Origin of the sequence: Parathalassolituus penaei, from assembly GCF_026626885.1 — a bacterium.
Classification (GTDB): Bacteria; Pseudomonadota; Gammaproteobacteria; order Pseudomonadales; family Oceanobacteraceae; genus Oceanobacter; species Oceanobacter penaei.
This window is the reverse complement of the sequence record NZ_JAPNOA010000020.1, coordinates 156,843-172,403: the sequence shown is the minus strand read 5'-3', so window position 1 is coordinate 172,403 and position 15,561 is coordinate 156,843. Positions and strand designations below refer to the sequence as shown.

General features: G+C 58.8%; 11 protein-coding genes. 8 read left to right on the top strand and 3 right to left on the bottom strand.

Annotated features, from left to right (window positions below; all coding sequences use genetic code 11):
* Positions 1-45 precede the first annotated feature (45 nt).
* A complete protein-coding gene (locus OUO13_RS07675; protein ID WP_283173282.1) occupies positions 46-627 on the bottom strand; it encodes a hypothetical protein in 582 nt (193 codons plus the stop codon).
* A 151-nt stretch (positions 628-778) separates the two neighbouring features.
* Here OUO13_RS07675 and glnE point away from each other — a divergent pair, with 151 nt between their 5' ends.
* Positions 779-3,739, top strand: a complete 2,961-nt coding sequence (glnE, locus tag OUO13_RS07670; protein WP_283173281.1) for a bifunctional [glutamate--ammonia ligase]-adenylyl-L-tyrosine phosphorylase/[glutamate--ammonia-ligase] adenylyltransferase — start codon at positions 779-781, stop codon at positions 3,737-3,739.
* A 534-nt stretch (positions 3,740-4,273) separates the two neighbouring features.
* Here the strand turns inward: glnE and sbmA are convergent.
* Positions 4,274-5,548 carry a peptide antibiotic transporter SbmA gene (sbmA, locus tag OUO13_RS07665; RefSeq protein ID WP_283173280.1) on the bottom strand — a complete coding sequence of 425 codons (1,275 nt, stop codon included), beginning with the start codon at positions 5,546-5,548 and terminating at the stop codon, positions 4,274-4,276.
* A gap of 150 nt (positions 5,549-5,698) precedes the next feature.
* Between sbmA and OUO13_RS07660 the strand changes: the two genes are divergently transcribed.
* On the top strand, positions 5,699-6,514 hold the full coding sequence (locus tag OUO13_RS07660; protein ID WP_283173279.1) for a class II glutamine amidotransferase: 816 nt from the start codon (positions 5,699-5,701) through the stop codon (positions 6,512-6,514).
* Between the two features lie 32 nt (positions 6,515-6,546).
* Here OUO13_RS07660 and OUO13_RS07655 read toward each other — a convergent pair whose 3' ends face one another.
* Positions 6,547-7,878 carry an ABC transporter substrate-binding protein gene (locus tag OUO13_RS07655; protein ID WP_283173278.1) on the bottom strand — a complete coding sequence of 444 codons (1,332 nt, stop codon included), beginning with the start codon at positions 7,876-7,878 and terminating at the stop codon, positions 6,547-6,549.
* Positions 7,879-8,217: 339 nt separating this feature from the next.
* On the opposite strand from OUO13_RS07655, the gene OUO13_RS07650 reads away from it, so the two are divergent.
* The 6 genes from OUO13_RS07650 to OUO13_RS07625 all read left to right on the top strand — a co-directional run bounded on the left by OUO13_RS07650 (position 8,218) and on the right by OUO13_RS07625 (position 15,525).
* A complete protein-coding gene (locus OUO13_RS07650) occupies positions 8,218-9,195 on the top strand; it encodes a TRAP transporter substrate-binding protein (protein WP_283173277.1) in 978 nt (325 codons plus the stop codon).
* A gap of 5 nt (positions 9,196-9,200) precedes the next feature.
* Positions 9,201-9,725 (top strand): TRAP transporter small permease subunit, encoded by a 525-nt coding sequence (locus OUO13_RS07645; RefSeq protein WP_283173276.1) that lies wholly within the window; start codon positions 9,201-9,203, stop codon positions 9,723-9,725.
* Complete coding sequence (locus tag OUO13_RS07640) at positions 9,725-11,038, top strand: TRAP transporter large permease (RefSeq protein WP_283173275.1); 1,314 nt, start codon at positions 9,725-9,727, stop codon at positions 11,036-11,038. Before OUO13_RS07645 ends, OUO13_RS07640 begins: the two co-directional genes overlap by 1 nt.
* A 139-nt stretch (positions 11,039-11,177) precedes the next feature.
* Positions 11,178-11,915 carry a response regulator gene (locus OUO13_RS07635; RefSeq protein WP_283173274.1) on the top strand — a complete coding sequence of 246 codons (738 nt, stop codon included), beginning with the start codon at positions 11,178-11,180 and terminating at the stop codon, positions 11,913-11,915.
* Positions 11,909-14,524, top strand: a complete 2,616-nt coding sequence (locus OUO13_RS07630; RefSeq protein WP_283173273.1) for an ATP-binding protein — start codon at positions 11,909-11,911, stop codon at positions 14,522-14,524. Before OUO13_RS07635 ends, OUO13_RS07630 begins: the two co-directional genes overlap by 7 nt.
* On the top strand, positions 14,521-15,525 hold the full coding sequence (locus OUO13_RS07625) for a substrate-binding domain-containing protein (protein WP_283173272.1): 1,005 nt from the start codon (positions 14,521-14,523) through the stop codon (positions 15,523-15,525). Before OUO13_RS07630 ends, OUO13_RS07625 begins: the two co-directional genes overlap by 4 nt.
* Positions 15,526-15,561 lie beyond the last annotated feature (36 nt).

The following is a 15,561-nucleotide window of genomic DNA, read 5'->3' as shown; positions in this document are numbered from 1 at the left end:
CTGGACAAATATCAGGTATCCGCTGGCAAATTACCAATCAGACCATTATGGCGAATTCTGGCCAAGCCGTTCGCCAGCGGCCGGCAGGAAACGAATCCTGATATCCGACAGCAGCACATCCACCGGATCGTCGTCCGGCACCAGTTCGATCTGATAAACGAATGCCGGTTCACATCCATGCGGAGCCTGATCACGCAGCGCCGACAGATCGGCACGTACCACCCATTCAGCAGGAGCCGAATTCCAGGCAGAAGCAGGTATGGTCAACGACTGACCACAGAGTTCCATCGACAGGTCAGAAACCTGCCCATTGGCTGAGGCCTCACGCTGCAGATGCAGCTCCAGAACCTCATAGTGTTGCAGCCAGTCATCCGGATACTGACGCGCGCGCAGCTCCAGAGGATACGCCTTGCGTTTCATCAGGGCATTACGAGACATCACCCGGTCGCCGTTGCTGTTCATACGCCAGCCAACCAGCCCCGGTGGACCACCGAGCATACGAACCTGGCTGTCGACGTCCATTGGCTGGTATTCGCCGTGAGTATTGGTCCACTGCACAGCTGCGGGGTGTGAAGCACACCCGGCCAGCAGCAAGCCGACCCACGACACAAACGCAAGTCGCAACATGTTCATCCATCCCTGAGAAAACTGTCCGTAACCTAGCACAACGGGAAACCCCGGCCAAGGTAAAGGGTCTGAACGGGCCACCTGCCTTGCGACAATGCAATTGTCCAAATTGGACGTTAAAGTAAACAAAAATAACGGCACGAGAATGATTATGACAGCCCGTTTCCCGGAATCCCTGCACGCCCGCTGGACCCACCTGCAAGCCATTGTTGCTGACACCTGTGGTCGTTTTGGTTTTGACTGGCCCACCTTTTTTGCAGCCCTGCCGGAAAACTCGCAGCAACAGCTGCGCACTGTCATGACCGTCAGCCAATACGTCGCCGACAGTTTTGCCCACGATGCCCAATGGTTTGCCGAAGCAATCCAGTCTGGCCGCATCAATACACCGATTGTGCGCACCGATATTGCCGAATGGTTAACCGCCATCTGCAGCACGCTGGAAGTGGGCAGCAGCGAGGATCTCTGGAGCAAAGCCCTGCGCCGTCTGCGTCGCCGCGCCATGGTTCATATCATCTGGTGTGACGTTCTGAAAATCGCCAGCACTCTGGTCACCACCCGTTCGGTATCCGACCTGGCCGATGAAACCGTATGCCGCTCCATCCGCTTCCTGAGCCCGCTGTTGCAGCAGCGTCATGGTGCGCCAATCGGCCGCAGCAGTGGACTGGAACAGCCATTGCTGGTACTCGGTATGGGCAAACTCGGGGGCTATGAACTCAACCTCAGTTCCGACATTGACCTGATTTTCACCTACCCGGAATCCGGCGAAACCAGCGGCCCGAAAGTGCTCAGCAATCAGGAGTATTTCATCAAACTCGGCCAGAAGCTGATCACCGCCCTCGACCGCTCCACCAGTGACGGCTTTGTGTTCCGCACCGACATGCGCCTGCGTCCATACGGCCAGAGTGGCCCGCTGGTGATGAACTTCGACTCGATGGAAGAGTATTACCAGGATCAGGGCCGCGACTGGGAACGTTACGCCATGGTCAAGGCGCGGGTAATGACAGGCGAACAGGACTCCTACGCCCGCGAGCTGTTGAACATCCTGCGGCCGTTCACCTACCGCGTGTATATCGACTACAGCGCCTTTGAATCACTGCGCTCCATGAAAGCCATGATCAACGCCGAAGTGCGCCGTCGCGGCCTCGATATGGACGTCAAACTCGGCCCTGGTGGTATCCGTGAAGTGGAATTTACCGTACAGGCCTTTCAGCTGATTCGCGGCGGCCAGGACAAACAGCTGCAACAACGACAGTTGCTGCCGGTGCTGGGTATTCTTGCCGACGAAGGTTATCTGCCCGCCGATGCCGCCCGCGAATTGCGCGAGGCGTACCTGTTCCTGCGCGACAGTGAACACGCCATTCAGGCCCTCAACGACGAGCAGTCACAACAGCTGCCCGACCAACCGGAAGCGCAAGCGCGTATTGCGCTTTGTATGGGCTTTGACGACTGGCCAGCCTATCTGCAGGTGCTGGAACAGCATCGCAGTGCCGTCCGCCACCACTTTGCTGAAATCGTCCGCAGCCCGGACGAAGACCAGCCCGAGCAGGAACAGCAGCACACCTGGATCGATCTCTGGCATGGTGATCTTGCCGAAAGCTCACGTACCACCATTAACACCTGCTGCCCGGAACTGCTGGAAACCCCGTTCGCCAACCTGCTGAGCAAATTCCGCGACAGCCGTGCCGTCAACAGCATGCAGGCGATTGGCCGCGAGCGTCTGGAAAGCCTGATGCCAGCCCTGCTGGAAACCCTCAGTGCGTATCCACAACCGACCGTAACCTTCGAACGCCTGCTGCCGCTGCTGGAAGCCGTGTTGCGGCGTACCGCCTATCTGGTGTTGCTGAAAGAAAATCCGCACGCCCTCAAACAGCTGATCCGTCTGTGCAGCGCGTCGCCGTGGGTGGCCGCCTACATCGCCCAGACACCGCTGCTGCTCGACGAGTTACTCAACAGCCGTAACCTGCTGCGCTGCCCGCAACATCTGGAGCTGCGCGAAGAACTGCACCTGCGCCTGCTGCGCATTGCCGAAGACGACCTCGAACAGCAGATGGAACAGCTGCGCCACTTTGTGCGCGCCCACAAGCTGCACGCCGCCGCCTGCGAAGTCACCGGCACCTTGCCGCTGATGAAAATCAGCGACTACCTGACCTTCCTCGCCGAAGTGACCCTCGAAGCGGTATTGCAGATTTCCTGGCAACAGATGGTCAGCAAATACGGTTATCCATCCCGTCGCGACGGCGAAGTGGAAACCGACCCACAGCTGGCGATTATCGGTTACGGCAAGGTGGGTGGTCTGGAGATGAGTTACAGCTCCGACCTCGATCTGGTGTTCCTGCACGACAGCGACTCCATGGGCGTGACCCAGGCCGATGCCGGCAGCAACCAGCGCAGCATTGATAACAACGTGTTCTACACCCGTCTGGGTCAGCGCATGATCCACATTCTCACCACCCAGACCCGCACCGGTGATATTTACGAAGTCGACATGCGCCTGCGACCGTCCGGCAACTCCGGCATGATTGTCGCCAGCCTCAAGGCCTTTGATGAATACCAGCAGAAACACGCCTGGACCTGGGAGCATCAGGCCCTGACCCGCGCCCGCGTGCTCTGTGGCAGCCCACAGGTCGCCGCCGGATTTAGCCGCATTCGTGCCGTTACCCTCGGTCAGGCCCGTGATCAGGCCACCCTGCAGGAAGAAGTCCGCAGCATGCGCCAGAAAATGCGCGACCAGCTCGGCACCGGCAACAGCACCGTTAACGCCAGCAAGTTCCACCTCAAACAGGACGCCGGTGGCATTGTGGATATCGAATTCCTGGTGCAATACGGCGTGCTCGCATGGGCACACCAGTATCCACAACTGCTGGAAGTCACCGACAACATGCGCCTGCTCGACGGCTTTGAAGCCGTCGGCCTGCTCAGCAGCGCCGACCGCCAGCTGCTGCAAGACACCTACCTCGCCTACCGCGCCGAAACCCATCGCCGCGCCCTGCAAAACCAGAAACTGTTACTGGAAGACGAGGAAACCCGCGAACTCGGATTTGATACATGCCGTGCCGAAGTCAGCCGCCTCTGGAATCAGTGGCTCGAACCGGCAACAGCGCCTGACGTCTGACATCGGGTGTCGGGTGTCGGGTGTCGGGTGTCGGGTGTCGGGTGTCGGGTGTCGGGTGCGATTGTTGTGGGCATAAATGCCCACACTACAACAATCATCAACACCGTTTTCACCCAGCGCAGCTGGCCACCTTTAATTGCCCATCTGGGCGAGCCGGGATAAGCACCAAGGCCCGACCCAGCCGGGGGACAAGGTCCCAGGCAGGGCAAGCAGCCTGGCGTAATACACCGTTTTCACCCAGCGCAGCTGGCCACCGTTAATTGCCCATCTGGGCGAGCCGGGATAAGCACCAAGGCCCGACCCAGCCGGGGCATGGATGCCCGGCAAGGCCCTATTTTCACCGATAGACAGGGCACAGGGATGTGCCATCTGGCCGGGGTCGAAAAGGCCTTGTGTGTGAAGACCGGATTCACGAGCCCAGTCGGGCTAAGCAGGGGGACGGCCGCCCGGCCGGGGGACAAGGTCCCCCAGGCAGGGCAAAAGGCCTGGCAAATTAACAAGCCGAGTAGCCGCCAGAAGCCGGTCTCGGGCGTTTTACAAACTGCGCCCCTGCAACTGCTCAGCATTTACCTGCGCCGCTTCACGCTCCTGCAACGTCCGCTCAAACGCCCGCAGACGTTTGTAGATCGACTGCAGCTCCACAATCGTGGTCCAGGAGTTAACCAGATACTGGAACGAATCCTGAACCTGACGGAACGCATTCAGAATCCTCTGCATGATCCCCAGCGTAAACGCCCCTGCCATAATCGCCGGTGCCAGTGCAATCAGCGGCACAAACTGGCCGACGTTCAGATAACCGTAACGCACCACGTTGAAGTACAGGTAGTTGCGGTACAGGCGGAAGTAATTGGCGCGTACGTCCGCAAACAGCTCTGACAGGGTTTGCGGATGGGCGCGGTGTTCGTGGTCTTCACCGTACACCAGCTCCTTGCGGTAAGCCGCTTCCACTTTCTGGTTGTTGAACTCCAGCCCCGGCAGCTTGATACCGGCCAGCGCCAGCAGCGCGGTTCCCACAATCGACCACACCAGCGCCACCATCACCAGCGCCTGTGGCACCTCACCAATCAGCGGTAATTCCGTAACGTAGGCCGACAGCCCCCACAGAATCGGCAGGAACGCCAGCAGGGTCATCACCGACTCCAGAAAGCTGACACCGAGGTCTTCCACAATGGTGGCGAAACGCATGGTGTCTTCCTGAATCCGCTGCGATGCCCCTTCAATCTGGCGCAGCTGGCCCCATCGGGAGGTGTAGTAGTCGTTCATGGCATGGCGCCAGCGAAACACATAGTGGCTGACAAAAAAGCGGTTAAACACCGATACCGCCACCGCCGTCATGATGATCACCGCCACGGTGGATAACTCGCTGTAATACTCGCCGATACTGACCTTCCCCGGATTACCCAGGGCGTTCTGGATCAGGTCGTAAAAACCGCCGTACCACTCGTTTAACATCACGCTGACCTGCACCTGGAACCAGGTGATAAACACAATCAGCGCCGAACCGGCAATCGACCAGCGTGACCAACGCTGGTCACGGGCCAGCCACAACCAGACGCCCACAAACACCGCATATCCCACCAGCATGTACTGGTAGAACCAGAACTCACTGGCCTCCGACTGCGCAGTAGCAAACGCGGCCTGCGCCGCTTCATCGGCGGTCGCCGCCAGCGCCTGCGGAAAACTCACACCGATACTGAATGTCGCCCCCTGATCGGCAAAATAGCCATACCAGCCGCCGATACAAAGCAGAGCCCAGAGCGCAAACGACAGGAAGAACCAGCCTGGCCGCATAAAAAAGGAAACAAACACGTTTAACACCCTCCAATCCGGGAAATACCAACACAGCTGTGATCAGTGCAAACACAGACCTGTCGGCGCGCACAGGGTTTCCGTGATCCTCACAAAATACCCCGCTGACAGCGTTATACTGCAACCAGCAACCGAATTCAGGGAAATCCCATGTGCGAACTGCTCGGCATGAGTGCCAACACCCCCACCGACCTTTGTTTCAGCTTCACCGGCCTGACCCGCCGTGGCGGCGAAACCGGCCCTCACAAGGATGGCTGGGGTATCAGTTTTTACGACGGCAAGGGCGTGCGTTCCTTCCATGACCCTGAGCCCAGCGCCTCGTCGGCCATCGCCCGGTTTGTCAGTTCGCACCCGATCAAGAGCAAAACCGCCATCTGCCATATTCGTCAGGCCAACGTGGGGTCGGTGAATCTCGCCAACACCCATCCGTTTGTGCGCGAGTTATGGGGACGTTACTGGGTGTTTGCCCATAACGGTCAGGTGCCGAATTTTGTACGGCGGGTGGGCATGTATGAACCGGTCGGTGATACCGACAGTGAAGATATTTTCTGTGATCTGATGAATCAGGTGCGCCAGAACCTGCCACGTGACGCCATGCCAACCCAGCTGGCCAGCACTCTGGTGAGCCTGGCGCAGGAATACGCCAGTCAGGGGGTATTTAACTGTCTGCTGACCAACGGTGACTGGTTATTCAGCTTCTGCACCACCCGTATGGCCAGTATTACCCGGCGCGCGCCCTTTGGCCCGGCGTCGTTACAGGATACGGAAATGACGGTGGATTTTGCGGCCGAAACCACACCGGCCGATGTGGTGACCCTGATTGCAACCTCGCCCCTCACCCTCGACGAGGAATGGGATCGTTACCAGCCCGGTGAGTGGCGTTTGTGGCAACTGGGCGAACTGCTGGCGCAGGGGCAGGTGGATGTACCGCGTTATCCAACCACCCCAGCCCCGGAAACCTGCTAAAAAAACCAATAAAACCCTGAGCGAATCAGCGCTCAGGGTTTGCCACGGTTACGTTTCATTTCCTGCTCGGCAAACTGCTGGGCCGAACGCAAGGCATCTTCAACACTGCGTTTGCCCGCCAGCGCCGCACTGATCTGGCGGCCGGTTTCGAGGCCAATGCGCTGGAACTCCGGAATGTTCACCACCTGGATACCAATGTAAGGCACAGCCTGCAGGGTCGACTGTTTCGGGTCGGCACGATCAATGGCTTCACGCTCGGCATCCAGAAATGGCATCGCCGCCCTTACCGCCGGAATCTGATAGGTACTCAGACGGGTTCCAGTTGGCACCCGGTGCCAGCCCAGTTCACGCCCAACCAGCTCGATATAGGAACGCGACGTCGCCCATCTGACAAACCGTTTGGCGGCGTCCTGCTGGCGGGATGACGACGGAATCGCCAGCGCCCAGGCCCACAACCAGTTGGCCCCCCGCGGGGTTACCGCTACCGGAGCCGGGGCAAATCCGACCTTGCCCGCCACGGTTGACATTGCCGGATCAGATACAAACGATGCGGCAACGGTGGCATCCACCCACATCCCGCATTTGCCCGCACTGAACAGATCGAGATTCTCGTTAAAACTGTTGGCCGAGGCATTTTCCGGCCCGTAATTCTGCAACAGGCTGATATAAAAACTGACTGCCGATTTCCAGGCATCGGTGTTGATCTGCGGCTGCCAGTTAATATCAAACCAGCGGCCACCAAAGGTATTCACCATTGTGCCCAGCAGCGCCATGTTGTCACCCCAGCCCGGTTTGCCGCGCAGGCAAACACCATAAACTCCCTTAGCCGGATCATGGATGGCGGCTGCCATTTCTTCTACCTGTTGCCAGGTCGGATTGGCAGGCATGGTTTTACCCACAGCGGCCAACAGGTCCTTACGGTAAAACAGCATCGAACTTTCGCCGTAAAACGGCGCAGCCACCAGCTTGCCACGGGCGGACAGACCGGCCTTGATGGTGGGCAACAGGTCATTGGGGCGATAGTCGTCATCAAATTCCAGCGGCAATAACCAGCCGCGCTCACCCCACATTGGCGCTTCATACATACCAATGGTAAGCACATCAAACTGGCCAGCGCGGGTGGCAATATCGGTGGTGACTCGCTGACGTAATACCCCTTCTTCCAGGGTTACCCAGCGCAAATGAATATCCGGGTTGGCTTCTTCAAAAAAATGCGACAACTGCTCCATCGCCAGCATATGGCCGTTGTTGACCGTGGCGATCACCAGTTCGGTTTTATTCTGTGCAGCAACCGGCCCAGCCAGTACCCAGCACAACAGAATGCCCATTAATACCTGCAACAACGCCTTGTTCTGCCGAATCATTCTGTACCTTCCACAACAACGTCAGTCTGACGGTTTGAATCTCTGGTCGACCAGAAACAGTCGTTCCGTAAGTAAAGCAGCCACCTTGGAATCTGGCCTGTTTTTGGATGATTTGGTGGCGTAATAGCCCGAAGCCCAATACCCATAAAAGTAAAAAGGCTATCAGACCAGAATGGGCAGATTGGAAAACCCGATACGAGCCAACCCGCGATGAATGGCGGAATCAGTGCCGCTGGCAGCGCTGGCAGTCAACAGACGCCACAGGAATTGGCGTTTTCTGGCAGTAACCCAGAAGTTGTCCAACAACCCGGCCAGATGGCACGGGAAAAGGAGTTCACCATGTTGCCTTTGCATTCCCTGCTCGCCGCCTCGATTCTGGCCCTGTCGGCCACCACCAGTCAGGCCGCCAACCTCGACTTCTCCAACGAATACAACGACAAGTCGATCCACGCCCAGGGCGATGCCTGGTTTATCGAACAGGTCAAAGAACTCAGCAAGGGCGATGTGAATATCACCCTGCATACCAGCGGCGCACTGGGTTTCAAATCCGCGGACCACTTTTATGCAGTAGCCGATAACTCGATCCAGATTGCCGACACCCTGGCCGGCACCATGGGCGGTATCGACCCGATTTTCCTGCTGTCGTCGATGCCATTTCTGGTGAGCAACGTCGATGACGCCCAGAAGCTGTATCAGATTGCCAAACCCCTGTACGAAAAAGTGTTCGCTGCCAATGACCAGATTCTGCTGTACGCCTCACCCTGGCCGGCCAGTGGTATCTGGTCAAAAACCCCGGTGAATTCGGTGGCAGACCTGCAGAATCTGAAAATCCGCACCTTCGACAAAAACGGCACCCTGACCTTCAAGGATGTGGGCGCCGCGCCGGTGATGTTGTCCTGGGGTGATGTAGTGCCACAGCTGTCGACCGGTGGTATTTCCGCGGTACTGACCTCGGCCGAAGCCGGAGCCAACAGCAGCTTCTGGGAACACCTCAGCAGCTACAGTGAAATCGGTTACGCCATCCCCCTCAACATGGTGCATATGAACCGCAAGACCTTTGATGGCCTGTCAAAAGAAAGCCAGCAAGCCATTCTCGAAGCCGCCAAACGCACCGACGCTCACAACTGGGAAACCGTCAAAACCCGTATCGACCAGAACTACGCCGAACTGAACGCTCACAAGGTCAATCTGGTAACCGACATCAACCCGGAAATGGCCGCACGTCTGAAAGCGGCGGCCCAACCGGCGATGGATGAATGGCTGGAAAACATGAAAGGCCAGGGTCAGGACATCCTCAAACAACTGGCCGCCGAGTAAGCCTTATGGTGCGCCTGTATATCCATCTGGTGAAACGTATCAATCAGGGGGCCGGTGCGATTGCCGGTGCCCTGATGATCTACATGGCTGGCCATATCCTGCTGGAAATCGTCATGCGGTTTTTCAACAGCTCGACCTTTGTACTCAACGAATTCGTCGGGTACGCGGTAGCCACCATGACCTTTTTCGGGCTGGGTTACACCCTCGAACGGGCCGGACTGATCCGGGTGGATATGCTTACCGGACGCCTGTCCGAAGGCGCCAACGTACTGATAGACCTGCTGGTATCCAGTGCCTGTCTGCTGCTGTTTGGCTGGCTCAGCTGGTTCTGGGGCCAGAACGTGGTACGCAGTTTCAGCCGCAATATTCACAGCGACTCGCTGGCCAACACGCCGCTGTGGATTCCCGAAGGCCTGGTGCTTACCGGGCTGGTGATTTTCTGTCTGTCGTTGCTGGCGCGGGTGTTAAGCCTGGCGCTGTACCGCCAGCCTCCCTGTTATCTCGATGGTGAACCACAGGAGCTGCATTAATGGATACCTTGTGGACGACCCTCGGGCTGGTTGGCCTGATTTTTATTGTCCTGGGTCTTGGTACCTGGGTATTCGCCGGACTGGTGATGGTGGCGGTGCTATCGCTGCTGTGGATGGGCGATTTTGACCTGCAGCGAATTGGTATCACCCTCAGCCGTATTCTGTTCCGCGCCGGTAACTCGTGGGAACTGTCGGCGATCCCGCTGTTTATCCTGATGGGTGAACTGATTTTCCGTTCGGATATTTCCGAGCGCCTGTTCAAGGGCCTTGAACCCTTCGCCCGGCGGATTCCGGGTGGCATCCTGCATACCAATATTTTCGGCTGCACCCTGTTTGCCGCCGTCAGTGGCTCCAGCTCGGCGACCACCGCCACCGTGGGCAAAATCACCACCCGCGAGTTACAACAACGCGGTTACGACCGCCAGTTGTCTATTGGTTCGCTGGCCGGTGCCGGTAGCCTCGGCCTGCTGATTCCACCGTCGATTGTGATGATTGTGTACGGCGTTCAGGCCGAAGTGTCGATCAGCAAACTCTTTATGGCCGGGGTGCTGCCGGGCCTGCTGATCGCCACGCTGTATTCCGGTTATCTGCTGGTACAGGCGCTGTTGTATCCACACAAGGCACCGCGTCAGCCTGCCACGGAATCCACCGTCACCTTTCTGCAAAGCCTGGCGCTGCTGGCACCGGTACTGGGTCTGATTGTGGTGGTGATTGGTTCGATCTACAGCGGTCTGGCCACACCGTCCGAAGCCGCCGCCGTTGGTCTCGGCGCGACCCTGCTGTTCCTGCTGTTCGAAAAACAGCTGAGCTGGTCGTTATTTCAGGACGCCGTGCGTTCGGCGCTGCTGAGCAGCGTGATGGTCTGTTCGATTCTGGTCTGCGCCGCCCTGCTGGCCACCGCCGTGGGTTATCTGCATATTCCCCAGGACCTCGCCAAGGTGATTGGTGCCATGCAGCTGACCCCGGCCGGATTACTGCTGATTCTGGCGCTGTTCTACATCATTCTCGGGCTGTTCCTCGACGGTATTTCCATTACCGTCATGAGCCTGCCCATCACCCTGCCGCTGGTCATACAGGCCGGTATTGATCCGATCTGGTTTGGCGTGTTTCTGGTGATCATGGTGGAAATTGGCCAGATCACACCACCAGTCGGGTTTAACCTGTTTGTGCTGCAGGGTCTGACCGGCGAAAAACTTGGCAAGGTTGCCCTAGCCGCCATGCCATTTTTTGTACTCATGTGTGTGGCGGCGGTGATTATCAGCCTGTTTCCGGGCATTGCCCTGTGGTTACCGGGGCTGGCCAGCCAGGGCTGATATTCCTGATCGTTCCATCATGAGCCCGGCCACTGGCGCCGGGCCATCGAATCACCTGTAATAATTGAAACATTTGCTGCGGCGTTCTGTGATAAGAAAGGCTCTGGCAATTTTCACAATAACAACAGGCCACTCGACAATGACCGAACGAGGAACTCAGCGCATTCTCATCGTCGATGACGAAGCATCCATGCGGGAACTGTTACAAGACCTGCTGGAAGAAGTCGGATTCCAGATCACGACCGCCAGTAATGGTCAGGAAATGCGCAGCGCCCTGGAACAGCACGCCCATTCACTGGTGATTCTCGACCTGCGCCTGCGTGGCGAAGACGGCATGGAGCTGGCGCGTCAGTTACGCAGCCATTCCGGTATTCCGATCATGATGCTGACCGGCAAGGGCGACGAAACCGACCGTATTCTTGGCCTCGAACTGGCCGCCGACGATTTCCTGATGAAACCCTTCAACAACCGCGAGTTACTGGCGCGGGTGCGAGCCCTGTTGCGCCGCACCACCCAGCTCAGTATTCCGGTCAGTCGTCAGCAAGACAGTTACAGCCACCAGCGCCTGACCTTTGATGGCTGGGTGCTCGACCTCACCAGTCGGGAACTCTTCAACCCCGATGGCCAACCGGTGGGCCTTACCTACGCCGAATACGGCCTGCTGGAAACCCTGATCAAGGCCCCCAACCGCGTGTTCAGCCGTGACCAGCTGCTGGAAGCCACCCGCGGCCTGAACGTGGATGTGTTTGATCGCACCATTGATGTGCTGACCCTGCGCCTGCGCCGCAAAATTGAACCGAACCCGCGCCAGCCGCGTTATATCCGTACCGAACGTGGCATTGGTTACAGCTTCTGTGCCGCGGTGACCCAGTGCTGAATCGGCTGTTACCGGCGCGCTGGCGTTCGCTGCGCGCGGGCAGTCGCCTGTTGCTGGCGTTTCTGGTGCTGGCCACCAGCACCATTGGCCTCGCCTTTATGGGCTGGCGCAGCCTCAACGATACCGAACAGGCGGTAGCCGCCTTTGAACAACACAGCCTGCCGGAAATCTCACGCTCGCTGGAACTGGCGGAACGCACCGCCAACCTTGCCGCCATGGCCCCTTATCTGGCCGGGGTCAGCAGCCCCTTTATGCTGCAGGGCCTGAGCCAGACCCTCGAAGAAAAAATCCGCCATGTACTGGAGCTGGCCGCCACATTGCCGCAGCTCGATGCCGCCAGCCCCGACCTCCAGCCCTTGCTGGAACAGCTGGAACGCAACACCAATAACCTCATCAACACCACCCGCCAGACCCTGTTTATCCGCGAGGACATCCGTCAGGCCGGTTATCGTCTGCATCAGTTGCAGCAACGCATAAACGGCGATGCCGCCACGGTCACCAGCCTCGTCAACCTGCTGTTGCTGACCACCCGCGCCGACGACAACAGTGAACTGCTGAGCCTGCAGCAGCAGTGTGACCAGCAACTGACCGCGATCAGGGCCAGCGTCGCCGACGAAAACGACATCGAACAACTGCAACTGCTGTGCTCCGACGAACACCAGTCACTGGCCAGCCTGCGCCGCCAGCAACTGCAACAGGAAGAACAAAGCGCCTGGCTGCTGGCCTCAACCCGCGCCATTTCCGAACAGCTCAGTAACGCCGTCACCCACTTCGTTGACCAGACCCGCCAGCGCATCAACCGCGAAAGTCGTCAGGTCGCCCACACCGCCACCTCAGGCCAGACCGGCATTCTGCTGATCAGCCTGCTGTGTTTGCTGGCCGCCGGTGGTGGCATCGCCATTGTGGGCAGCCTTGGCCGCGGCCTGACCCAGGTAACCGCGGTGATGACCCGCCTCGCCAGCGGCAATGTAGAACAGCAGACCCCAGCGATTGAACGCCGCGATGAACTCGGTGAACTGGCCCGTGCCTTTGAAGTATTCCGTGAAAACGCGGTGGAAAAAGAACGCATCAGCCGCCACCTCAGTGAACAGACCCGCCTGCTGGAAACCGTGTTCAGCAACATCACCGACGGCCTCAGCGTGTTCGACAGCGAAGGCCGCCTGCTGGCCTGGAACCCGCACTACGCCAGGATTCTGGCAATTCCGGCCAACAGCATCCGCAAGGGTATGACCCTGACCGAACTGCATAACCTGTTACCGGCCGCCGCCCGCGAAGGCTGGTCACAAATGGGTACACTGCTGGATATGAACGAGATCAACCGCCAGCGCCAGAGCAGCAACCTGCGCTTTGAACGCCACTTCAGTGATGGCCGCGAGGTGGAGTTCCGCTCCAGCCCGTTACCCACCGGCGGTTTTGTAACCCTCTATACCGATGTGACCGAACGCAAGACCATCGAAGCACAGTTGCGTCAGGCCCAGAAAATGGAAGTGCTGGGACAGCTCACCGGTGGTGTTGCCCACGACTTCAACAACCTGCTGGCCGCCATGTTTGGCAACCTGCAGTTGCTCGACGACAGCATCAGCACCGGCCTGTTTAGCGACCCCGATGACCAGAGCCGTGCCCTCAAACGGGTACGGCGGGCACTGGCGGCGGCCGAGCGCGGCAATAACCTCACCCGGCGATTACTGGCGTTTTCCCGTAAACAGCAGCTGGAACCCAAACCGATCCACGTCGATGACCTTATTCGCGGCATGGACGACCTGTTTGAATACAGCATCGCCGATCCGGTAAAACTCGAACTCGACCTCAACAGCCGGGGTGCTGAAGTCGAGGTAGACCCGAGCCAGCTCGAAAACGCCCTGCTCAACCTCGCCATCAACGCCTGCGCCGCCATGCCCGACGGCGGCAGCCTGCGCATCAGCAGCCGTTGTATCCAGCGCAACGGCAGTGGCTGGGTCAATATCCGTATTACCGACACCGGCTGCGGGATTCCACGCGAACTCCTCGCACGGGTGTTTGAGCCGTTTTTCACCACCAAGGACATTGGTGAAGGCAGCGGCCTTGGCCTCAGTATGGTGTACGGTTTTGTGAAGCAGTCGCACGGCGATATCCACATCAACAGCGAAGTCGGTAAAGGCACCCGCATCAGCATCCTGCTGCCGCAACTGCCCGCCAGTCGGCAGACAGCCACCACACCCGCAACCAACACTGACAACAACGGGCCCACCGCCTTGTCTGCCCACTTATTGCTGGTTGAAGACGATGAACAGGTAGCACTCGCCACCATCGAACAGCTTGAAAGCCTCGGTTACGGATGTGTCCATGTGACATCGGCCGAACAGGCGTTACAGACACTCGCCAACGGCCTGCAGGTCAGTCTGGTGCTGAGTGATATCAACCTTGGGGCGGGTCAGCATGGCCTGAGCCTGCGCCAGCAGCTGGCCGATACGTATCCACAGCTGCCGGTGGTGCTGACCTCGGGCCTCAATGCCCAGCAACTGCAGCAGCGTTATGGCATCAACCCGCAGCCGCTGTTACCCAAACCTTTTCAACGCCAGCAACTGGCCACGGTAATTCGTGACTGTCTGGAAAACGGGAGTCCTGTATGAACAAGGCCGGTTCATGGCTGGCGCTGGCACTCACCAGCCTGCTCGCCAGCAGCGTACCAGTGTGGGCCGATAACCCGGCAGCGGCGGCAACCTCCGCCGCTACACCAACACCAACACCAACAGCACCCGCATCCGCATCCGCATCCGCACCGCTGCATATCGGCCTGAGTGTTTCGGACCTCGGTAATCCGTTTTTTATCGAAATAGCCCGTGGTGCTGAAGACGAAGCCAAACGCCTCTACAACGGCACCGTCAGTTTGCAGATGGTGTCGAGCGCCTACGATGAACAGCGCCAGATCCAGCAGATTGATGCCTTTATCCAGCAGCATATGGACCTGATTCTGGTGGTCGCCAACAGCCCCCACGGCCTCACCGAAGCCATCAGCCGCGCCCGCAGCGCCTCGATTCCAGTGCTTGCCATTGACGTTGCCGCCGTCGGGGCCGACCTGTCGATCACCACCAACAACCGCCAGGCCGGGGAAATCGCCTGCCAGTATCTGGCCGAACAGCTCGGGTTTCATGGCAAGGTGGTGATCCTCAACGGCCCACCGGTAGCCTCCGTGATCGAACGGGTGGCCGGTTGTATGGAACGGCTGCAACAACATCCGGCCATTGAAGTGTTATCCAACGACCGTAATGGCGGCGGCAGCCGTCAGGGTGGCCTCGAAGTCATGACCCACCTGCTCACCGCCTGGCCCGACATCGACGGCGCCTTCGCCATCAACGACCCCACCGCCCTCGGCGCCGAACAGGCCGCCAGCCTCTCCGGCCGCCAATTCCGACTGGTATCCGTCGACGGCTCCCCCATCGCCCGCCAACACCTGCAAGACCCGCAAAGCCTGCTCATCGCCACCGCCAGCCAATCCCCCGACGCCATGGCCCGCACCGCCATCCGCGAAGGCCTCGCCCAACTGCAAGGCCAAACCGCCCAACGTGGCGAATTGTTGTTACCGTCCGAACTCATCACCCGCGAAAACGTCGGGCAATTTCAGACCTGGTAAGAGGCGGGTCGGGTGTCGGGTGTCGGGTGTCGGGTG

Bases quoted from the DNA above. Each gene is read 5' to 3' on its own strand.
- OUO13_RS07660 (WP_283173279.1), top strand. From the start codon at position 5,699: ATGTGCGAACTGCTCGGCATGAGTGCCAACACCCCCACCGACCTTTGT.
- OUO13_RS07675 (WP_283173282.1), bottom strand. From the start codon at position 627: ATGTTGCGACTTGCGTTTGTGTCGTGGGTCGGCTTGCTGCTGGCCGGG.
- OUO13_RS07655 (WP_283173278.1), bottom strand. From the start codon at position 7,878: ATGATTCGGCAGAACAAGGCGTTGTTGCAGGTATTAATGGGCATTCTG.
- OUO13_RS07625 (WP_283173272.1), top strand. From the start codon at position 14,521: ATGAACAAGGCCGGTTCATGGCTGGCGCTGGCACTCACCAGCCTGCTC.
- glnE (WP_283173281.1), top strand. From the start codon at position 779: ATGACAGCCCGTTTCCCGGAATCCCTGCACGCCCGCTGGACCCACCTG.
- OUO13_RS07635 (WP_283173274.1), top strand. From the start codon at position 11,178: ATGACCGAACGAGGAACTCAGCGCATTCTCATCGTCGATGACGAAGCA.
- OUO13_RS07650 (WP_283173277.1), top strand. From the start codon at position 8,218: ATGTTGCCTTTGCATTCCCTGCTCGCCGCCTCGATTCTGGCCCTGTCG.
- OUO13_RS07645 (WP_283173276.1), top strand. From the start codon at position 9,201: ATGGTGCGCCTGTATATCCATCTGGTGAAACGTATCAATCAGGGGGCC.
- OUO13_RS07640 (WP_283173275.1), top strand. From the start codon at position 9,725: ATGGATACCTTGTGGACGACCCTCGGGCTGGTTGGCCTGATTTTTATT.